Below are 22,050 nucleotides of genomic sequence, written 5' to 3'. Positions count from 1 at the left end.
GCTTTTTTGATGGTACTCAAGTAAACAAAATTTGATGATATTGCTTGTGCATGGCATGTTCTTTTTGTTTAAAGTCGATGTTTGGATAATACATATTTTTAACTAATAGATTAGGTCCTAGACATTTGAATTTAGGACAATGACAATTAATAGAATGTGAAAGTGGTGAAGCTAACCACTGTTCAAAAACGTCTGTTAATCGATCTGTTTGAATGTTTGAAATTGTACCTGTCTCATCACCAAAATCAGTCACGATAACATTGCCGCTAAAAACATTTACATTCAAACGGCTACGACCATCAGGATCATTTCTTAAAGTGACGTTTTTAGCATTTTGAAGTTTTTGTAGTAAACGTTGGTCTGCTTCATCTTCAAGACAAGGTAAAATTGGTAATGTACCAAAAAGCATCCAAGTATTAGGATCACGAAAGTCTAGAAGTTGGTCGATTGTTGATTTGATTTCTTTCAGTGATAAAACTTCAAGTTGACTTGCGAAATCAGCAGGGTACATCGGATGAATCTCATGACGTCGACACTTCATATCATTTACAACTTCATTATGTATCTTTTGAAGGTGTGGTTGAGTACTTTTGTTAAGCATGGTTTCAGCTGAGACGAACATTCCTTGGCTACTTAGTGTATGAGCATTTGAAATCATTTGCTCATAAAGTTTTAACTTTGCGTTGAGTGGAGGTTGTTTGTCCATAGCGCCAAATCCTACTTGGGCGAAAGTATCACGTGTGCCCCAATTGTGTGAAATGTGCATCACATCAATATACTCAGCAATATCTAAGTAACGATCTAGTGGTAGCGTTAAATTAGAATTCATCTGAACATAAATACCTCTTTGATGAGCATATTTTAAAAGCGGTTTAACTACTTCTCGAATCGATTTTTTCGAAAACATCGGTTCGCCACCCGTAATTGAAATCGTTCTTAGAGTGGGGATTTCATCCAATCTTTGAAGAATGAGTGACATAGGAAGCGTATCGGGGTCTTGTGTTTGTAAGGTATAGCCAACAGCACAATGACTACAACGCATATTACATAAGTTTGTCGTTGTGAATTCAACATTACTTAATGTTAAGTGACCGTATTGTTCAATATCTTTATATGCTTCCCATGGATCATTATAAATAGAAATTGGGGATTTTTGATTGTGTGTCATAATAAAACTCCTCGTTTGATAATATGTATGGTGTTTGATATTTTATTTGAGGAATATCAAAATCATGTTAATATAACAATAACAATGCAATTATAAAGGAGTTTCTGACACAATGAAAGAGCCACAAACAATGAATCAAGTAAAAGAAAGATTATCAAAGTTTATTGAAGATATTGATCAAGTAGATCCTAACAAAGTCGATGTGGCAGAGATAGATGAATGGATCAAATTATTAGATCAACTGGAAGAAAAGGTAAATCAATTTCGGGAACAATAAATATATCAATTTAAAAATAACAAAAAAGTATGTTTGAAAATATGGATACTTGGTTATACTAAAGATTAGAACAACTTAAAAGTTAAGAAAGGTGATTAAGTATGGCTAAAAAAATTGCTGTTTTATTAGCAGATGAATTTGAAGATATCGAATTAACTAGTCCTAAAGAGGCAATCGAAGAAGCTGGACACGAAGCTGTAATTATTGGTGACGAAGCAGGTTCAGAAGTTGTAGGTAAACACGGTGAAAAAGTAAAAGTTGACGTAAGTATCGCTGATGCTAAACCTGAAGATTATGATGGTTTATTATTACCTGGCGGATTTTCACCTGACCACTTAAGAGGTGACGCAGAAGGCCGTTATGGTACATTCGCTAAATACTTCATGAAAGAATCAAGACCTGTATTTGCAATTTGCCATGGGCCACAAATCCTTATTGACACAGACGACTTAAAAGGTCGCAAATTAACTGCAGTACTTAACGTACGCAAAGACTTATCAAACGCTGGTGCAAATGTTGTAGATGAATCAGTTGTTGTTGACCAAAATCTTATCACAAGCCGTGTACCTGATGATTTAGATGATTTCAATAGAGAAATCGCTAACATTTTAAATAAATAATTGAAAACTACTCTGAATAGAGTGTGATAAAGGGAGATTGAGTGTTGTTACTCAATCTCCTTTTTGAGTGATGCTTCATTGAAATGTTAGTTTCATTAACCTTTTTAATAATTGAGCAACTTTATAGACAAAAGGACGTAATGGCTTGATAAAGTCGCCAGGGTACTCTTCTACATGTGCATTAAACCCTTTTTTAAATTGTTGTACACCAGCATCCTCTGCTTGATCTGAAAAGTCACCTGTAATCCCATAAAAATTATAACGTGGGATTTGGCGGTCTTTCGCAAATTTAATCATTTCCCACTGTAAACGATATGCACCCATAAATCTATTAAATTCAGGATTAGAACCACTGGATAAGTAGTAAACTTCCCAACGATTAAAAATGAACACAGCAGCAGCGAGATCTAGAATTTTTCCATGCTCACGATACAACTTATGTGCCTCATCTGTTTTACGTGATTGGCTTGAGTGTTGTTGTTGTAACTGTTTAGCTTTTGATTTATTTTTTTTAGAATTAGGGTTTTCTTTGAGTGTTTGATTAACCTCATCTAGTTGTAATTCAAGAGTCTCGAGTTTCTTTTGTAATGATTTTGCATACGCCTCAAGGTCAATATAAGCGAGTTTCAATGTAATTTGATCACCATATACCTTCTGGAGACGTTTGAAATATGCTAGGTCTCTAAATTTAAAGTTATGTTTTTCTTCTGCCATTTTGTTTAACCGATAAAAACGCTCAGTTTCATCTAATGTTAGAGTTTTTATTTCAACACCCATTTCAAACGTTTTTTTAATATTTCTTCTCGTTTGATAATCCATTTCTTTTAGTAATTGATCTTCACTTTTATCCTCTAAATCTAGAACAGATAACCAACGAATTTGGCTAATGTTCGAGTAACCAGTACTGAAACCTTGATGTCTGTATCCTAATTGTTCAAGCGCATGCATCCAATGTTGGTGGGGACGTGATTCAATAATCTCACCGTCAGCGTTACGGATATGTATAATTTCATAGGGATCTACGCGAACATATAATCCTTTATGTTGTTTTAAATAACGTGTCAATGATTTAAAAAAGAAGTGTACGAGTTGTGTATTACGATAATCCATAACAGGACCACGCTGTGTATAAAAATATTTAAAGAATTTTAAAGCTCGCGTTTCAGTTAATAAACATGCAGCTAAAACTTGATTGTGTTCATCCTTAACACCTACTAAATGTGCGTTATTATGTGCATTAAAAAGCGAAATGGATTGCGTATAATGACTCAAATGCGAGTTCATAAAATCTTGAAATTCTTGTGTAGAAAGTTGCGTAAACTTCATATTTAAACTCCTTTATTATTTTAATGAAATATCTTGTCTTAATAGTATAGTAAACCGCTTAAAACTACAAGATAAGATAATAGTGTTTTGATAGCGTTTTCAAATTAGATGAAAAATAAGCCGAGAGGAGGTTGAGCGAACCTCTTCTCGGCTTGAAAACATTATATGCTTTCTAGATTATAAGAAACGTTTAATCGCAGTAGAAAGTGAAGGCATTTCGTTAAATACTAACTTACGTTCTTCAGTTAAATTACGGTATGCCCATTTTGCATAGTTTCTTGCTTCATCAGGAACAATTTTACCTGGAAGTGGAGCAGCATTAGGGTCTACATATACGTTAACGATTGTTGGTTTATGTTGTTGAACAGCAGTTTGAACAACAGCATCAATTTCTTTAGGATCTTTAAGTGTTAATCCAACACCACCACAAATTTCAGCGAACTTCGCAAAGTCCATATCTGAAAAATCAATACCGTATTCTAACTCACCAGCAGCTTGTTGTTCATATTTAATAAATGATAATTCTTGGTTATTCAGTACGAAAATAACCATAGGTAAGTTATATTGAACTGCAGTTGCGAAGTCTTGCATTACCATTTCAAATGCACCGTCACCTGAAATCGCAATAACTTGACGGTTAGGGAACGCAAAACGTGATGCGATTGCAGTTGGTAATGCACAACCCATTGTACCTAACCAACTAGAGATGATGAATTTGTTATCTACGCCTAATTTTAAGTAACGTGTAGACCATACAGTTGAAGTACCAACATCTGCCGCAATTACAGTATCTTTGTTAATCACTTTATTAATAGATTCCATTAAACGTTCAGGGCGGATAGGTGAAGATTCGTTTTTAACATCTTCTGCCATCCATTGATCCCATGTTTCTTTATGATTCAACATGTCATTTAAGAATGGACGATTTTGAACTGGTTTAATTGCATCAGTTAACTGTTGTAATGCAATTTTACTATCTCCAACAATTGGAGCATCGATATTGAAGCGGTGACCAATTGCAGCAAAATCTTTATCTATTTGAATTGCTGGAATATCTTTCTTAGGTAAGTAATCTACATATGGGTAGTTTGTACCAGCTAAGATTAATAAGTCAGCATTTTGCATTGCTTGATATGAAGGTTTTGTACCAATTTTACCGATATTACCTAAGTTATAAGGGTGGTCATCAGCAACAATTGTTTTAGAAGGTAATGTTACCATTGTAGGAATTTTACCTTTTTCAATAAATGCTTTAACTTCATCTTTTGCATGTTCTGCACCTTTACCTACTAAGATGACAGGCTTTTTACTCTTATTAAATAGACGAGCCGCATCTTGAATTGATTTTGGAGAAGGTGCTTGTACTGTAGCCATTGTTTTATTAACTTCTGTAGGGAAGTTGTCTTTGATTTTCGTTGTTAAAATATTATTTGGTAAAGTTAAAACAGCTACACCATTTTCTTGATAAGCAGTGCGGATGGCTTCATCAACAATATTAAAGATGTTCGGTGCATCTGCATCTGTTAATTGATAATTATATACTGCAACATCTTCAAATAGTTTAGGTAGGTCAACTTCTTGGAAAGCTTTTGTACCTAATTTGTGACTATCCGCTTGGCCTGCTAAAACAAGTTGGGGTACATTATCCATTTTAGCGTCATACATACCATTTAATAAGTGGACAGCACCTGGGCCACCGATTGCAAGTGAAACACCAATTTTACCTGTTAATTTTGTGTAAGCTGCAGCAGCTAAACTTGCAACTTCTTCGTGGCGCACATGAATAAATTTAATGCTATTTTCAGCGACTTTAAGTCCGTCAACAACAGCATCAATTGAGTCACCAGGGATTCCGTAAACGTGGTCGATATCCCACGCTTCAAGGGCTTTAATAAGTCCCATATTTGCTTTTACTTTAGACATAGAAAATACTTCCTTTCACATAATTTCGTCTAATATATTATACCCAAGTTTGCAACTTATATTTAAGAATTTGCTTATAGAAGTTAGTAAAGTTAAAAAGTCTGTGAACATAGAACTTTTTCGCTTTTACTACTCATGCTTGGGACCGATTTTAACTATAACATATAGATTTATTGGTATGTAATTGGTACACTTTTTATAATCATTAAATCCATGAGAAAGTAGGTCTTTATTTATGAAGCGGAATGACCGAAATTATCGACGTAGTCAGGCAACAAACGAGCCACATTTTAACACCTACTATAGACCTGTCGGACAACCTCCTAGGAAACAAAAGTCAAAGCGTATATTTAGAGTATTGGTTTTAGTAATTATTATATTGGCTCTTTTATTTACAGGATTAATGTACATGTTGTCAGAAAGAGCAAACGTAGAACAACTAATCACAATTGAACAAAAACCATCTTATGTCGCGTCGACTGATATGCCAGATTACACAAAAAATGCGTTTATAGCAGTGGAAGATCGTAGGTTTTATAAACATAAAGGAGTGGATTACAGAGGAAGCTTAAGAGCCATATTTTCTTCAGTTCGTGATAGGGATAACCTACAGGGTGGAAGCACGATTACCCAACAATTAGTCAAAAATTATTATTATGATAACCAACAAACGCTCACACGGAAACTTAAAGAAATTTTTGTCGCAAAACGTGTTGAAGATGAATATGATAAGCCAGATATATTAAGTTACTATTTGAATAATATTTATTATGGCGATAATCAATATACGATTGAATCTGCCGCTAATTATTATTTTGGTACAACTGTAGATGTGAATAATCCAAACTTACCTCAAATTACAGTTTTACAAAGTGCAATTTTAGCAAGTAAGGTCAATGCACCTTCAGCTTATGATGTGAATAATATGTCTCCTTCATTTATAAATCGAACAAAAATGACGCTTGAAAAAATGAAACAACAAAATTATATTTCTGAAACACAATATATTGAGGCACTGCAACAACTTGGTGCGTAACGCCTATTTATGGCATAATAAATGTATGTAAGCTGGAAGTGATTGCTCTTCCAGTTTTTTCAGTTCGAAGGGATGATAACATGCCGAAAATTACGAAAATCGAAGTTCAACAAAACAACACTGAAAGGTTTAATATATATATCGATCAACAATTTGCGATAGGTATCTCAATGGAAACGTTAGTGCATTTTAATCTCAAAAAAGGCGATATCATTGAACGAAAAAAATTAGATGATATCGAAAAACAAGAGTTTCAACAACATGCGATTAATGAGGCATTAAATTATTTATCCTATCGTAAACGAACACGATATGAGATTGAGCAACATCTCCAAAAGAAATCTTACCCGCCTACAGTGATAGAAGGAGCAATCTCGTTTTGTGAAAAGCAAAAATTAATCGATCATGAAGATTACGCAGAAAGTCTGAAAAACACGATGATTCAAACAACAGATAAAGGGCCTGAAATATATAGACAAAAATTAAAGCAAGCAGGAATTGAACCACAATTATGTGAGCAAGCAACAGAAAAATATAAATTAGAACAGTCATTGGAAGATATTGTAAAAGTAGCACGAAAAATTTTAAAACAAAAGAAAGGGCCTTCTGTAAAAGTAAAACAAAAAGTTGAGCAATCGTTATTACGAAAAGGTTATGATTTTGAAACGATTGCTTTAGTACTCGAGGAATTGGATTTTAGTCAAAATGCAGAAGACCTCGATAATTTATTGCAACGTGATTTAGAGAAAGTCTATAATAAATATCAGAAGAAATATGAAGGATATGAGCTTTCACAAAAAACGATCGCCGCACTCCTTCGAAAAGGTTATCATTATGAGGACATTAATCAAAAATTAGAAGAAAGTGGTATTAGTCATGAATAGAAAACGTTTAAGTGATATGGAAAAACATGAAATTTTACATGAAATACAAACATATAAAGAAAAAATGCGTAAAGCAGAAATGAACGGCATTATGAATGAATATGACGTATATCAAAATAAAGTAGTGATTGCAGAAAGTTATCTTGTCGATCTTTCAGCAATTGAACTGGGTCAGACTTATACATTGAAAGACGGTACGCAAGATACGTTTCAAGTTGACCGATTAAAAGGTGTTTTTGCTTGGGGACATCGAACGCACCAACCTTCTAAAGAAGAGGGTATACCAGTGTCATTACTAAATATATAAAGAGGGGGAAGTAGAATGAGTAGTGCTATTGTTTTGAAGATGATCAATGTCACACATTATTATCGAAATCAAAAAAAGCATAATGTACTTAAACCCTTTAGTTATCAACCTGAAGATATTGAATTGAATAATATCACATTACATATCTATCAAGGTGAAGCATTAGGTATAATCGGTGAGCCTGAATCTTCAAAATCTCTAGTAGGTGAAATTTTAGCTGGCACAGTACAACCCGATAAGGGGCGTGTTGTTCGAACGGGGTCTTTGTTTTATGCTAATATGAATCAAAAAAACGTTGAGAATATCAAAGTTATGGATTATATCAATGATGTGATTCAGCTATATACATACGCAGTACCAGAGCATAAAGCGTCACAAATTTTAAAATATGCTCATCTAGAGGGATATGAAAATAATAATATAAATGAATTAGATGACGCGCAATATGCACAACTTTTATTTAGCTTAGCACGTTCATCTCAAGCAGAAATTGTTATTTTAAGTCATGTTTTAACCTATTTAAATCCTGAATTCTTCGAAAAAGCTAAAGAAATGTCTAAAGATTATATTGATAATGGTCTGACATGGATTGCGATTGATAATCATATTGATCGTATCGAAGCGGTAAGTAACTATATCGCATGGATATCACATGGTCAGTTAAGACATGAGGGGGCACTGAAGCAAGTTATTCCTACTTTCAAAGTTCATGAAAGAGACCGTTCAACACTAAAAAATGATGACGAAAAGAAACATTTTGACGAGGATTGGAAAAGAAGTCGTTCGAAAATGCCTGAACTGACTTATAACTTTAAGCGTACTGAACGTTATCACCACGCTGAACCACCTGCTTTTTTATCACGAATTTGGACTTTAACAGGTTTATTTATAGTAGGTATGTTGCTTTTTGCCATTTTAATATTTGCAGATTTAGGTAAAATTGCTCCGTCGCAAACATCATCTAATACGCTCGCTCAACAATCTAAAGACCCTTACATAGAAAAGCTTGCATATGGCATTGTCAATCGTAATCAAACTCAGTTAAATGGTGAAGATAATAAGGTGAAAGATATAAAGGTGCCGCGATATGGATTTGTAACGATAACAGGCGAGAATAAAACTCGATATCAAGTTGAAATAAATCATCAAAAGTACACAGTAAGTAAAGAAGATTTGAAGTATTTTGATCCAGCTGCACTTTATGAATCAGTCGACCAAAAGGAATTAGAACCGTTCTTAAATCAAAATTATCTTAGTTCGATTGAATATTTTAATGGAGAATTGAACCATAAGCATTCAGAAGTCAATGATAAATTGGTACCTGAGAAGGAGAACCGATTTGTTGAGTCAATTGTGGAACAGCCGATTGCGATGATATTTGATGATCAAGAAAAACTTAAAGGATTTGTATTCCCAATTGAGCAACCATCTAAGTTAAAAGAGAAATTCCATATTAAAGAAGATTATTGGATTGCAAAAGCTGAAAATGGCTATTTTATTGCGGACATTAAGCATTCCAAGTGGTTGTATATAGAATTGTAGGTGAACGCATTGATTGAAAAATTTATTAATTTCTATAATAATATTCCTGAATTATGGCGACATAGTGTATATCGGCTTAAAATGCAAAAAAATTGGTTTCTTTATGCTTTAGCTATTGGTATTGTACTTATTTTAGGCCTTACACTTATTTTAAAATTGATAGGGATGTTAGACATTAAGCAAGCAACCATACTTTATCGACTCGTTGGACTTAATGTATTTGGGATAATTTGGATAGCGATATACATCAATTATCGTTTTTATCCAAGAGATTATTATGTGACTCGACATTATAATACAAGTCCGCTATTATACCTTTTAATCTCAAGTGCATTGTATAGTGGTATTTTACTTGTATTAATGCTAGTCATTGCCTTAGTAAAACCTGTAAGTGCTGATACAGCTATTTGGGGTGTAATATATTATACGATAATGAGTTTTTGCTTTATATTTATTTTTTCATTTTTACTAGGTATGATTTATATTTTATATCCAAATCTCGATCGTATTTATATTGTAATTACAATACTAATATTTTTAATTTTACCAGTTATTTTTATACCAAATGCGACAAGCCATACCGTGACTCATATCTTAATGATGAATCCAGTGTATTACTTGGTAAATGGTATGCAACAATCTGTCATTGTGGGACATAATGCATTGAATCATCTGAGTTATCATCTCTATTTCTTGAGTTTTATGGGACTAATTATTGTATTTTGCTTTGCCTTAAATGATTATGTATCACAATTAAGACCAAACGAACATGTGAAATAAAAAAAGAGGTTAAGGTTGGGTGTTACCCAACTTTAACCTCTTTAATGTGCATAAAGTTTTTTCATTAATTTTTCTTCACTGAATATCCAACCTGTGTACGAGTGAGAAATTTCCATATTTCGGTCAAGGTGAACAATAGCAACGAATTGATAGTGTCCATTTTTTAAATATCGTAAATCAATAAAGCGCACTTCTGTAACACCGTTTTCTAATTCTTGGACATGTGAGCGATAAATAGATGAAAAATTTAAAAACGCACGTACATTAGGGTCGTTTTTAACATACTTCATAATCTCAGCGCTTGGATAAGGTTGACGTTCGACTTCATCACTAAAAACAATATTGCGACCAAAACTACGTCCAACATAATCATGTGTTTCAGTTTGAATTGCGACGCGCCATTGCATGAAACGCATAGTAGGCGCAACGAAAACTTTGATTGGACGACCTAAGTGTTGAATTTGATTTAAAGCTTGCTTTTTTAACCAGCTTTGCATTTGAAATCGAATGATATAGTATATCAAGAGAATCGCAATAATAGGGAAAAAGACGACATAAGGGTGTACGCCTACTGCCCATATGATAATTCCAATGATTAAAATAATGAATATAATGGGATCGAATGTGTTGATAACACTTAACTGTATCCATTTATTTGAAATAGGGCGCAATGCTTGTGTACCGTATGAATTGAATATATCAACAAACACATGTAGAAAGACTGCTAATTGAGCCCATAGCCACACGTGAAAAGGATCAATCGATTGAAAAAAGACATAGGTAAGTAGCGTAATAAGCAAAGGCCAAAACAATGTAAATGGTATTGAGTGTGTAATCCCTCTGTGATTTGATATATACGTTGCATTATTTTTTAATTTTAGTACAGTATCAATATCAGGAATTAAAGAACCTGTGATTAATACAGTGGCACCTGCCGTCATATTTGTCGCAATCATTGGATCTGTAGAAGCAATAGCAGTTAAACCTACTCCAATTGCAATATGTGTTGCTGTATCCATAACATTCACTCTTTTCAAAAATACTTAAACTTATTATAAGCTAAATGACCTATGAACAAAATCATTTAGCTATGTGTAAGGAGAATAATATATGTTCAATGCAGAAACGTTTAAAGCGCATTTAGTGGAATGGTTTAATAAACATCAACGTCAAATGCCTTGGAGAGAAACAAAAGATCCGTATGCCATATGGGTGAGTGAAGTTATGCTTCAACAAACTCAAGTTGATACGGTAAGGTCGTATTATGAACGATTTTTAAACCGCTTCCCTAACGTAGAAACGCTTGCAAAAGCTCGTGAAGAAGAAGTTCTTAAATACTGGGAAGGTCTTGGCTATTATAGTCGTGCGCGGAATTTTCATACGGCAGCGCAGGAAGTTGTAACACGTCACGGAGGCATTGTACCTAAAAATCCGGATCAATTTAAAGCATTAAAAGGAGTTGGGCCTTATACTCAAGCTGCAGTATTGAGTATTGCTTTTGACACACCTTTGCCAACCGTAGATGGAAATGTATTTCGAGTATGGTCAAGATTAAATAATGATTCGCGAGATATTCAACATCAACGTACACGTAAAGCTTATGAATCAGAACTAAGTCCTTACGTGCAACAACAAGCAGGCACATTTAATCAGGCGATGATGGAGTTAGGTGCTTTAATTTGTACACCTAAAGCGCCGTTATGTCTATTTTGTCCAGTCCAATCTCATTGTGAGGCTTTTCATGAGGGAACAGTGATGGATTTACCTGTGAAATCCAAAAAGGTAAAGAAAGAGATCGTAGACTTAGATGTTTTTATTATTAGAGACGATTTAAATCGACTATTAGTAGAACAACGACAAGAACGATTGCTTAATGGAATGTGGCAATTTCCATTGTTTGAAAAACGGGAAGATAATTCGCACGTAAAAAAAGTACTAGGTGCATCATTTCAAGTTGAATCAGAAGAGGTATTCCAACTAAAACATCAGTTTACACATAAAACATGGCAATTACACGTTCATTATGCTTCACTATCTCAAGATGATTTAGATAACCTACCTAAACATTATCAACGCATTACCTTTGAAGAAAAAGAGCAATTAACCTTTCCTGTATCGATGACTAGAATATTTGATTTCGTAAAGAAAGCTTTATCATGAAGTGTCTTTATGTGATATGCTATAATTATTGAGTGAATCTGTACAAGGTGGTGCGACAAATGGTTAAATCATGTATTCCGAAAGAAGGACAATCGATTAAAATCCAATCTTACAAACATGACGGTAGTATTCATCGGGTATGGTCCGAAACGTTAATCTTAAAAGGGACTGAAGATGTAATCATCGGAGGCAATGATCATACACTTGTGACTGAAAGTGATGGCAGGACGTGGGTAACACGTGAGCCAGCTATTGTTTACTTTCACTCTCAATATTGGTTTAATGTCATTTGTATGTTCCGAGAAGATGGCGTGTATTATTATTGTAATTTATCTTCACCATTTGCTTGTGACCGAGAAGCATTAAAATATATTGACTACGATTTAGATATTAAAGTTTATCCAAATGGTAAATATCATTTACTAGATGAAGATGAATACTTGCAACATATGAATCAAATGAATTATCCAAAAGATATAGATCTTATATTGAGACGTAGCGTTGATATTTTACAACAGTGGATTGAACAAAAAAAAGGACCATTTGCACCGGATTTTATTAAAGTATGGCAAGATCGTTTTCATAGATTAAGAAATAAGTCATTATAATAAAAACTTTAAAATTATCTACATAAGATGTTTGATAAAGTTAGAGCGGGACATCGAACTCAAACGAAAAGTACACGTTTGACCAAAGTTCCGCTCTGAATTTTTTGTAATGACAAAATAGTTAAAGAAAGGGGAAAACACAATGATTAAACGATACTTAGAATTCGTAAAACCTTATAAATGGTTGATATTTGGAACGATCATTGTAGGTATTATGAAGTTTGGTATCCCTTTACTCATACCATTACTTATTAAATATGTAATTGACGATATCATTAATAATGCTGGTATGACTGTTTCAGATAAAATGAATCATCTGATGATAGCGATGTTAATTGCTGCATTTATCTTTGTCATTGTTCGACCACCAATAGAATTTTTACGTCAATATATGGCACAGTGGACGAGTAACAAAATTTTATATGATATACGAAAAAAACTGTATCATCATTTGCAAGCGCTAAGCTCACGATTTTATGCGAATAACAAAGCAGGTGAAGTTATTTCTCGAGTAATCAATGACGTCGAGCAAACGAAAGATTTTATTATGACTGGCCTTATGAATATTTGGCTCGATTGCGTTACTATTATTATTGCTTTATCAGTGATGTTCTTTTTAGATATTCAACTTACAATAGCTGCGATTATTGTTTTACCTTTTTATATCATAACTGTGTATTTCTTTTTTGGACGTTTACGTGCTTTAACTCGACAACGTTCACAAAAACTTGCTGAAACTCAAGGGTTTTTACACGAGCGTGTGAATGGAATGTCAGTGATTAAAAGTTTTGCGATTGAAGAAAATGAAGCACGGAATTTTGATAAACGTAATCGAAACTTCTTAAATAAAGCTTTTAAACACACACGTTGGAATGCTTATTCATTTTCAGCCATCAATACTGTTACTGATATTGGTCCTTTGATTGTTATTGGTTATGGCGCATTTTTAGCGATTAATGGTTCAGTCACAGTCGGAACACTAGCTGCATTTGTGAGTTATTTAGAACAACTGTATGGTCCGTTACGTCGTTTAGTATCTTCTTTTACGACACTGACTCAAAGTTTTGCTTCAATGGATCGTGTATTTCAATTATTTGATGAGCCATATGATATTAAAAATACTAAAGACGCAAAGCCAATCCGTATCAATCACGGTGATATTCAATTTAAGCATGTTTCTTTTAGATACAATGAAGATGAAAAAAATGTTTTAAATGATATTAATTTAAATGTTCATCATGGTCAAACTGTTGCATTTGTAGGGATGAGCGGTGGAGGAAAATCTACCTTAATTAGTTTAATTCCACGATTTTATGATGTTTCAACAGGTTCCATTACCATTGATGATCATGATATTAAAGCATTTGAAACTTCAAGTTTGCGTCGACAAATTGGTATGGTTCAACAAGATAATATATTATTTTCGGATACAGTTAAGGAGAATATTTTGTTAGGTCGACCAGATGCAACATTTGAAGAAGTTGTAGAAGCGGCAAAAATGGCCAATGCACATGATTTTATTACAGATCTACCGAATGGTTATGATACTGAAGTCGGTGAGCGAGGCGTAAAACTATCAGGTGGACAAAAGCAACGTCTATCGATTGCACGTATTTTCTTAAACGATCCACCAGTACTCATATTAGATGAGGCAACAAGCGCACTTGATTTAGAGAGTGAAGCGATTATCCAAGACGCACTTGAAGCGTTAAGTCATGATCGTACAACATTAATTGTGGCGCACAGACTATCAACGATTACGCATGCTGATAAGATAGTTGTTATTGAAAATGGTGAAATTGTTGAAGAAGGGGATCATGATTCATTAATGCGTCTTGGTGGTGCGTATCAGCGCTTATATAATATTCAAAACCTTAACTCGTGAGTGTGAACGATTTAATAGGAAAGCACGCAGTTTAACCTTATTTTATCACTACAATAAATATGTTTATCAAATTATACAGAATCGATATATCTGTAAATCAGATTGTCGATTCTTTTTTATGTCGTCACTCCTCAATTGACTGTATTCAATTATTTAGTAACACCACTTTATACATTACCATAATAACTCTACTTTTCTTTTATGAAAAACAAATAAATAGTTTGGCAAAATTGTGAAAGACGGTTAAGATGAAGGTGAAAAGATATAAGGGGGATGTAGGTTTTGACACAATTTTTAACTATTTTACAACTTTTTGTAAATATTCTTATTGTAAGTATCATTTTAGTTGCTGTTATCATAGCGATTATATTTTTAATTTTTGATAAGAGACAAAAACAACATAGTGTATTAAGAAACTATCCAGTTCTAGCACGCGTACGATACTTTTTTGAACATATTGGTCCAGAACTGCGTCAATATCTATTTTTAAATGATAATGAAGATAAACCGTTCTCACGTGATCAATATCGTCATATCGTAATTGCCGGAAAATACAATAGTCGTGCGGATAGCTTTGGAACAGAAAAAGATTATGATGAAGGTTTTTTTATTAATAATTCAATGTTTCCCGTTCAAGCTAAAGATTTACATATCGATAATCAACAAATGATTTCAACATTTGTATACAATGTAAAACGCGAAAGTTTATTTAATCGAAAAGAAACGGTCGGCCAAAAAGAAATCGCACCATTTATGTTAAAGGAAAGTCATTATGTAAAATTAGGTGAAAACATTGCACACCCATATTATGCGAAACGTCTTGTTGGTCAGTCTGGTATGAGTTATGGCTCTTTAGGAGTGAATGCTATTACGGCTTTATCTAAAGGATTGAGTAGAGCTGGTACGTGGATGAACACGGGTGAAGGCGGTTTGTCACCACATCATCTTGCAGGAGATGTAGATATTATATTTCAAATTGGACCAGGTTTATTCGGCGTTCGAGATATTGAAGGTAACTTTAGCGAAGAGATGTTTATGGAAAAGGCCAAGCATCCTAATGTTAAGGCCTTTGAAATTAAACTAGGACAAGGAGCCAAAACACGTGGTGGTCATATTGAAGGCCATAAAGTTACTGAAGAAGTAGCCAAAATGAGAAATGTAAAACCATATCAAACGATTGACTCACCTAATCGTTTTGAGTTTATTGAAAACGCAGAAGATTTATTACGATGGGTAAACGATTTACGAGAAATGAGTCAAAAACCTGTTGGCTTTAAAATCGTCGTTGGTCAGAAGTCAGATATTGAAACGTTAGCAGAGACAATGTATAACTTAAATATTTATCCTGACTTTATCACTGTAGATGGAGGAGAGGGCGGTACAGGTGCTTCGTTCCAAGAATTCCAAGATGGCGTAGGTTTACCATTATTTACTGCATTACCTATCGTAGACGGTATATTAAAAAAATATAACGTACGAGATCGCGTAAAAATCTTTGCATCAGGTAAATTAGTCACACCAGATAAAATAGCGATTGCATTGGCATTAGGTGCAGACTTAGTTAATGTTGCACGTGCGATGATGATTAGTGTGGGATGCATTATGAGTCGCCAATGTCATAAAAATACTTGTCCGGTAGGCGTTGCGACGACTGATCCTAAAAAAGAAAAAGCATTAGTAGTGGATGAAAAGCAATATCGTGTCACGAATTATATTACAAGTTTACATGAGGGATTATTTAATATAGCGGGAGCTGTTGGTGTCAATAGTCCAACCGAAATCGGTCCTGAACATGTGACATTAAAACATAAGTATGGAAATACTGAAACGATCAATCAGTATCAACTGAAATTGATTGAATAATAATAACGCGAGCTACAAACAAAGGCGGTTTAATTTTGAAATAAGCCCATTGTTTATAGCTCGCTTTTATTATTGTTGTAATTATAAGTCGAAATCTTCTTCAACGATTTCAATGTCTGGATCCGTTGAGTGATATTTGAAGTAGCTTAATCTTAAACGATTTAAATGTTCTAAATTATAACGGTATTCTTCTAATGAAGAGATAATGTGTACAACATTTGCATAAGCATTATCATCTTCAGTGTGTTGTGCTGTTTCTTCCTTAAAGGCTACAAGAATATCTTTCTTAAGTGGGTTTTTTATCGTGTTTGTATCTTCATCATTATAAAATTTAGCTTTTTTTGTAATACTAATTAAAATTTGTTCGTGAAATTGAGCAAGTTCATCAATTTCTAATTTTAATTGTAAAATAAAATCATCACTCATATTAATCATACTATTATGATAGCGATTCATTCGTCTTAATACGTCATAAGCGTCTCGTGTTGATAATACGATTTCTTTAAATAATATTTTTTTACGTGTTTGAGCAAATACTTGTTTTTTTGTTAATACGCGTTCTTCTTTATAAAACTCAAGAAGTTGCTCAAGTTTTACAATACGTTGACGTAGGTTTTCTAAATCACTTTTAACGTAATTAAATTCTGTCGCATCATTGAGAACGAGATTAAACCATTTAAAAATATCTGTTGAGATATTAAGTGAATTGTAATAAATTTTTGTTTCGAATTTCGGAGGTAAAAAAGTCAAGTTTACGATAAATGAACTGATTACCCCGATCATTACAAGTGAAAAACGATAAAACGCTGAAATGTAAAATGAACCATCGTGTTGTCCCATGATAACCAAAGCTGTTACGGTTGCAAGTGTGGCTACATGTGCAATATTCATTTTAAATAACAATGCGATTAAAAGAATGACAGTTGCACCCATGATAATAATATTATTACCAAAGACAGTAACCATGATTACAGCAAGAATTGCACCTATAACATTTCCTTGAAATTGGTCAACAATTGTTTTAAATGTTCTATATACACTAGGTTGCATTGCCACTACTGCAGCAATACCAGCAACAGTAATCATGCCAGCATTACTAGGTAAAAGTGAGGCAATCGAAACAGCGAGAATAATTGCAATACCAGTTTTTAAGATCCGTGCGCCTAACTTCAAATGTTAGCACTCCTTTTTAATATTCATAATTCTTTGTTGTATTAAATAAAGTTATACACCGATGACATTGAATTTTCAAGAAGTTTACAGTTGACTAAAGGCATAATCAGCTGCCTTGATTGTCGCTTCTATATCTTCGTCAGTATGTTCTGTTGTTAAGAACCAAGCTTCATATTTTGATGGAGCAAGATTAATACCTTGATTAAGCATTAATTTGAAGAAACGTGCAAACATCTCTCCATCTGAAGCATCAGCTTGTTCATAATGAGTTACTTTTTCATCAGTAAAATAGACAGTTAAAGCGCCATAAACACGATTGATTGTTGCTTTGATTTGATATTTATCAATAGCGGCTTGAAGTCCTTCTTCTAATTTTTGGCCTAAAGCGTTCAATTTCTCATACACACCATCTTGTTCAAGTACCTCGAGTAATGCAATACCAGCTTTCATAGATAAAGGATTACCCGCCATTGTTCCGGCTTGATATGCTGGTCCTAAAGGCGCTACTTGTTCCATAATATCTTGACGTCCACCGTAACCACCAATAGGTAAACCACCGCCAACAATTTTACCAAAGGCAGTTAAATCAGGATAAACACCTAATAAATCTTGAGCACCACCATAATGGAAGCGGAAAGCTGTAATCACTTCATCATAAATGACAAGGCCACCGTGTTCATGTGTGATGTTGTTCACTTCTTCTAAAAATCCATCCTTAGGCTCCACCATTCCGAAGTTACCAACAATAGGTTCTACTAATACACCGGCAACATCATGACCCCAGTGTTCCATAGCCTCTTTAAATGAATCAATATCATTAAATGGAACAGTAATCACTTCTTGAGCGACACTTTTAGGAACACCCGCCGAGTCAGGTGATCCAAGTTGTGAAGGACCACTACCCGCTGCCACCAGTACTAAATCAGAATGACCATGGTAACATCCTGCAAATTTAATGATTTTGTTGCGACCTGTGTAAGCACGCGCTACACGTATTGTTGTCATTACAGCTTCTGTACCAGAATTGACAAAACGCATTTTTTCAAGAGAAGGAATAGCAGCTCTTAATTTTTTAGCAAATTGAATCTCTAATTCAGTTGGTGTTCCATAAAGTACACCTAATGCTGCTTGTTCTTGAATGGCTTTTGTAATATGAGGATGTGCATGTCCAGTAATAATTGGACCGTAAGCTTGTAAATAATCTATATATTTATTGTTATCAACATCATATAAATAAGCGCCTTTCCCTGATTTCATAACAACAGGGGCTCCACCGCCGACAGCCTTATATGATCGTGAAGGAGAGTTTACACCCCCTAAAATATATTCATTCGACAATTGTTGTAGCTTTTCACTTTCGCGAAAGTTCATAATGTATCAACCTCTTTTGATTTAATATTTTCATTATATATCGTATCATAAATGATAAAGTAAATAATATATGAAGAAAGGGCGTTTTCGTGATGTTAAAAAAAGGGGATTTGTTTCCAGATTTTAAATTGGAGAATCAAAATGGTGAGTGGGTAACTAACGAAACATTAAAAGGGCAAAAGGCGATTGTGTATTTTTATCCGAGAGATAATACGCCTACATGTACTACAGAAGCGTGTGATTTTAGAGACAATTTATCATACTTTGAAAAACTCAATACTACTGTTGTAGGTGTAAGTGGAGACACGAAACGTAAACACCAAAACTTCATTAATAAACACCAGTTAAATTTTGATTTATTAGTGGATGAAGATTTTCAACTTTCTAATGCTGTAGGTGTATATCAAGAAAAGAAAACCTTTGGCAAAGTATCAATGGGTATCGTACGTACAACTTTTGTCCTTGATGAAGAGGGACGTATTATAGATGTAATTGAAAAAGTAAAAGTCAAAGATCAAATCGAGCAACTTAAACAAATCTTGGAGGGGTAATATTATGTTAGTAGTCAGTTTAATGCGTTTAGGTGATGAGGAAAATAGACTAAAAGAAACGTTTCCAGAAGTGGACTTTGAATTTTACAAACATCCTTCTGAGTTACCAAAAACTACACAGGAAAAGATGGATGTATTAATTACATACCATGCTGAAGTTGATGAAGCGTTTATTGAAGCGGCATCTAATCTGAAATGGATTGCATGGTATGCAACTGGGGTGAACGCATTACCACTTCAAAAAATTAAAGAAGCGGGTATATCGCTTACGAATGCGAAAGGTGTTCATGCACAACAACTTACTGAATTTTTATATGCCTTTATTTTAGATGATTATAAAGAATTGAAAGAAGTATATAATGAACAAAAAGAAAAAGTATATAATTCTAAACGTACGACTCAATCCATTGAAGACCAAGTTATCATGTTTTTAGGTACAGGGGTTATTCCTCAACGAGCAGCAGAGATTGCAAAAGCCTTTAATATGAAAACAATTGGTTTAAATACTACTGGTCATAAAGTAGAGAATTTTGATCGTACTTATTCACTTGATGAGCGTCAATCGGTATATAAAGAAGCTGATATTGTGGTGAATATTTTGCCTGAAACTAAAGATACCCACTATTTATTAACAAAAACAGATTTTGAGCATATGAACGATCATACATTATTTGTAAATATAGGTAGAGGAACGATTGTAGAAGAAGCTATCCTTGTAGAAGTACTTAAAAATAAATTGATTCGAAAAGCATATTTAGATGTTTTTGAACAAGAACCTTTAGATTCTGATTCAAAGTTGTATCAATTAGATAATGTATATCTAACTAGTCATATTGCAGGGAACGGTGAAACTAACAAGAAAAAATCTACTGATATTTTCATAAACAACTTCAAAAATTTTCTCAATAAGAATGAGTTAATTGAGAATGTAGTTGATTTAGATAAGGGATATTAAGATTATTATTGACATTTTAAGAAAAAAAGCATTATATTATTATTAAGTAAGAATGATTACTAACTAGAAAGACGGGTGAGGTAAATGGCTGCAGAGCTTGAATCGCATGAACATTTATTAAATGAATCAATTAGCAGTTTGCGTCATGCAGGTGTACGTATTACACCTCAAAGACAAGCGATTTTAAGTTTCTTAATCAAAGCGGATACACATCCAACGGCTGATGAGATTTATCAATCACTATCACCTGATTTTCCTAATATAAGTGTAGCAACAATCTATAACAATCTTAAAGTTTTCAAAAAAACGGGAATTGTTAAAGAGTTAAGTTATGGGGATGCTTCAAGTCGTTTTGATTTTGATACACATAATCATTATCATGTTATTTGCGAAAACTGTGGTAAAATAGTCGATTTTCATTATCCTTTATTACATGAGGTTGAGCAATTGGCACAACATGTGACTGATTTTGAAGTATCACATCATAGAATGGAAATTTATGGTATCTGCCGAGAGTGTAAAGAAGCGCAAGATCATCAACATTAAAATTAAACATTGTTGAAACGATGGATTAATATAGTAGTTTCTATGTGAGTTCGAAAAGAGTTGATAAACAGTCGAACTACTATATCTACAGTATTCAGTTGTTTCGACAATGTTTTTTTATAACCATAAGTGAGTATATGAATATATATAGTTAGATTTTAAGTTAATGTAAATGTCATCTTGCTACATATAGTGAGGTATAACAACTTTATCTTTATCTATTTAACTATAAATGTGTTTCTTTTCTTTTATGAGGTAATTTTTATACAAAAAAACCTTTAAATATATGTTGACGTCTATGTAGAGACTTGATAAGATATAAAAGTCGCTGAAACGACATGCGACAAATATTAATCTTAAATGATTACTTTAAAAAAAGTTTTAAAAGTGTAAAATTAACTCTTGAATCTTTTTACAAAACATTATAAGATAGTTAATGTTGAAATGAAGCAATTAACCAACAAAATTCACTTCAAAATTAATTAAAAAAACTTAAAAAAGTTCTTGACATTGATTTTGAAAAGAAGTATAATGATTAATTGTAACGGCGAAAATTAGTCGATGAACATTGAAAACTGAATGACAATATGTCAACGTTAATTCCGATAAAACACAGTACAATGTACTGACAGACTGATTGACTAAATCAATCGAAAGAGCTATATCAAGCTTACTCTAATATGGAGAGTTTGATCCTGGCTCAGGATGAACGCTGGCGGCGTGCCTAATACATGCAAGTCGAGCGAACTGACGAGGAGCTTGCTCCTTTGACGTTAGCGGCGGACGGGTGAGTAACACGTGGGTAACCTACCTATAAGACTGGAATAACTCCGGGAAACCGGGGCTAATGCCGGATAACATGTTGAACCGCATGGTTCAATAGTGAAAGACGGTCTTGCTGTCACTTATAGATGGACCCGCGCCGCATTAGCTAGTTGGTGGGGTAATGGCCTACCAAGGCAACGATGCGTAGCCGACCTGAGAGGGTGATCGGCCACACTGGAACTGAGACACGGTCCAGACTCCTACGGGAGGCAGCAGTAGGGAATCTTCCGCAATGGACGAAAGTCTGACG

20 protein-coding genes and 1 rRNA gene are annotated in these 22,050 nt (G+C 33.9%); 15 read left to right on the top strand and 6 right to left on the bottom strand.

Features of this window, described 5'->3' with window-relative positions; genetic code table 11:
• Positions 1–16: 16 nt before the first annotated feature.
• Complete coding sequence (gene yfkAB, locus HHH54_RS03790) at positions 17–1,168, bottom strand: radical SAM/CxCxxxxC motif protein YfkAB (RefSeq protein ID WP_198617509.1); 1,152 nt, start codon at positions 1,166–1,168, stop codon at positions 17–19.
• Positions 1,169–1,280: 112 nt separating this feature from the next.
• On the opposite strand from yfkAB, the gene HHH54_RS03785 reads away from it, so the two are divergent.
• Together HHH54_RS03785 and HHH54_RS03780 are read left to right on the top strand one after the other, a co-directional pair.
• Positions 1,281–1,445, top strand: coding sequence for an SE1561 family protein (locus HHH54_RS03785; RefSeq protein WP_198617508.1), 165 nt, complete (start codon positions 1,281–1,283; stop codon positions 1,443–1,445).
• Positions 1,446–1,546: 101 nt separating this feature from the next.
• Complete coding sequence (locus HHH54_RS03780) at positions 1,547–2,065, top strand: type 1 glutamine amidotransferase domain-containing protein (protein WP_198617507.1); 519 nt, start codon at positions 1,547–1,549, stop codon at positions 2,063–2,065.
• A gap of 75 nt (positions 2,066–2,140) precedes the next feature.
• On the opposite strand, the gene HHH54_RS03775 is transcribed toward HHH54_RS03780, so the two are convergent.
• Both HHH54_RS03775 and HHH54_RS03770 read right to left on the bottom strand, forming a co-directional pair.
• Entirely contained in the window at positions 2,141–3,391 is a 1,251-nt protein-coding gene (locus tag HHH54_RS03775) for an aminoacyltransferase (protein WP_198617506.1), read from the bottom strand.
• Positions 3,392–3,568: 177 nt separating this feature from the next.
• Positions 3,569–5,314: a pyruvate oxidase gene (locus tag HHH54_RS03770; RefSeq protein ID WP_198617505.1), complete on the bottom strand. Its 1,746-nt coding sequence runs from the start codon at positions 5,312–5,314 to the stop codon at positions 3,569–3,571.
• 235 nt (positions 5,315–5,549) lie between these two features.
• On the opposite strand from HHH54_RS03770, the gene sgtB reads away from it, so the two are divergent.
• From sgtB to HHH54_RS03745, 5 genes are all read left to right on the top strand, one after another.
• Complete coding sequence (gene sgtB, locus HHH54_RS03765) at positions 5,550–6,350, top strand: monofunctional peptidoglycan glycosyltransferase SgtB (protein ID WP_198617504.1); 801 nt, start codon at positions 5,550–5,552, stop codon at positions 6,348–6,350.
• Positions 6,351–6,430: 80 nt separating this feature from the next.
• Entirely contained in the window at positions 6,431–7,234 is an 804-nt protein-coding gene (gene recX, locus HHH54_RS03760) for a recombination regulator RecX (RefSeq protein WP_198617503.1), read from the top strand.
• Positions 7,227–7,541 (top strand): YfhH family protein, encoded by a 315-nt coding sequence (locus HHH54_RS03755; RefSeq protein ID WP_198617502.1) that lies wholly within the window; start codon positions 7,227–7,229, stop codon positions 7,539–7,541. The genes recX and HHH54_RS03755 overlap by 8 nt, the downstream gene beginning before the upstream one ends.
• A 15-nt stretch (positions 7,542–7,556) precedes the next feature.
• Positions 7,557–9,083, top strand: a complete 1,527-nt coding sequence (locus tag HHH54_RS03750) for an ABC transporter ATP-binding protein (protein ID WP_198617501.1) — start codon at positions 7,557–7,559, stop codon at positions 9,081–9,083.
• A gap of 9 nt (positions 9,084–9,092) precedes the next feature.
• A complete protein-coding gene (locus tag HHH54_RS03745) occupies positions 9,093–9,863 on the top strand; it encodes a teichoic acid translocation permease (RefSeq protein ID WP_198617500.1) in 771 nt (256 codons plus the stop codon).
• 41 nt (positions 9,864–9,904) lie between these two features.
• Here the strand turns inward: HHH54_RS03745 and HHH54_RS03740 are convergent, their stop codons facing one another.
• Positions 9,905–10,882: a metal-dependent hydrolase gene (locus HHH54_RS03740; protein ID WP_198617499.1), complete on the bottom strand. Its 978-nt coding sequence runs from the start codon at positions 10,880–10,882 to the stop codon at positions 9,905–9,907.
• A 91-nt stretch (positions 10,883–10,973) separates the two neighbouring features.
• Here HHH54_RS03740 and mutY point away from each other — a divergent pair, with 91 nt between their 5' ends.
• The 4 genes from mutY (at position 10,974) to HHH54_RS03720 (ending at position 16,379) form a co-directional block, all read left to right on the top strand.
• Entirely contained in the window at positions 10,974–12,023 is a 1,050-nt protein-coding gene (gene mutY, locus HHH54_RS03735; protein ID WP_198617498.1) for an A/G-specific adenine glycosylase, read from the top strand.
• 59 nt (positions 12,024–12,082) lie between these two features.
• Entirely contained in the window at positions 12,083–12,631 is a 549-nt protein-coding gene (gene ntdP / locus HHH54_RS03730; RefSeq protein WP_198617497.1) for a nucleoside tri-diphosphate phosphatase, read from the top strand.
• Positions 12,632–12,773: 142 nt separating this feature from the next.
• Positions 12,774–14,516, top strand: a complete 1,743-nt coding sequence (locus tag HHH54_RS03725) for an ABC transporter ATP-binding protein (RefSeq protein WP_198617496.1) — start codon at positions 12,774–12,776, stop codon at positions 14,514–14,516.
• Between the two features lie 282 nt (positions 14,517–14,798).
• Positions 14,799–16,379: an FMN-binding glutamate synthase family protein gene (locus HHH54_RS03720; RefSeq protein ID WP_198617495.1), complete on the top strand. Its 1,581-nt coding sequence runs from the start codon at positions 14,799–14,801 to the stop codon at positions 16,377–16,379.
• An 81-nt stretch (positions 16,380–16,460) separates the two neighbouring features.
• Here HHH54_RS03720 and HHH54_RS03715 read toward each other — a convergent pair whose 3' ends face one another.
• Together HHH54_RS03715 and HHH54_RS03710 are read right to left on the bottom strand one after the other, a co-directional pair.
• On the bottom strand, positions 16,461–17,552 hold the full coding sequence (locus HHH54_RS03715; protein ID WP_198617494.1) for an FUSC family protein: 1,092 nt from the start codon (positions 17,550–17,552) through the stop codon (positions 16,461–16,463).
• Between the two features lie 84 nt (positions 17,553–17,636).
• Positions 17,637–18,923, bottom strand: coding sequence for a glutamate-1-semialdehyde 2,1-aminomutase (locus HHH54_RS03710; RefSeq protein ID WP_198617493.1), 1,287 nt, complete (start codon positions 18,921–18,923; stop codon positions 17,637–17,639).
• A 92-nt stretch (positions 18,924–19,015) separates the two neighbouring features.
• Here HHH54_RS03710 and bcp point away from each other — a divergent pair, with 92 nt between their 5' ends.
• The 4 genes from bcp to HHH54_RS03690 form a co-directional block, all read left to right on the top strand.
• Positions 19,016–19,474 (top strand): thioredoxin-dependent thiol peroxidase, encoded by a 459-nt coding sequence (gene bcp, locus HHH54_RS03705; protein ID WP_198617492.1) that lies wholly within the window; start codon positions 19,016–19,018, stop codon positions 19,472–19,474.
• 4 nt (positions 19,475–19,478) lie between these two features.
• Complete coding sequence (locus HHH54_RS03700) at positions 19,479–20,429, top strand: phosphoglycerate dehydrogenase (RefSeq protein WP_198617491.1); 951 nt, start codon at positions 19,479–19,481, stop codon at positions 20,427–20,429.
• Positions 20,430–20,513: 84 nt separating this feature from the next.
• Positions 20,514–20,975 carry a peroxide-responsive transcriptional repressor PerR gene (gene perR, locus HHH54_RS03695; RefSeq protein ID WP_198617490.1) on the top strand — a complete coding sequence of 154 codons (462 nt, stop codon included), beginning with the start codon at positions 20,514–20,516 and terminating at the stop codon, positions 20,973–20,975.
• Positions 20,976–21,652: 677 nt separating this feature from the next.
• A 16S ribosomal RNA gene (locus HHH54_RS03690) occupies positions 21,653–22,050 on the top strand; the annotation flags it as partial.

Source organism: Staphylococcus canis (assembly GCF_016238445.1).
In the GTDB taxonomy this organism is placed as follows: domain Bacteria; phylum Bacillota; class Bacilli; order Staphylococcales; family Staphylococcaceae; genus Staphylococcus; species Staphylococcus canis.
Note: the sequence above shows the minus strand (reverse complement) of the source record. Positions and strands in the feature narration are given on the sequence as shown.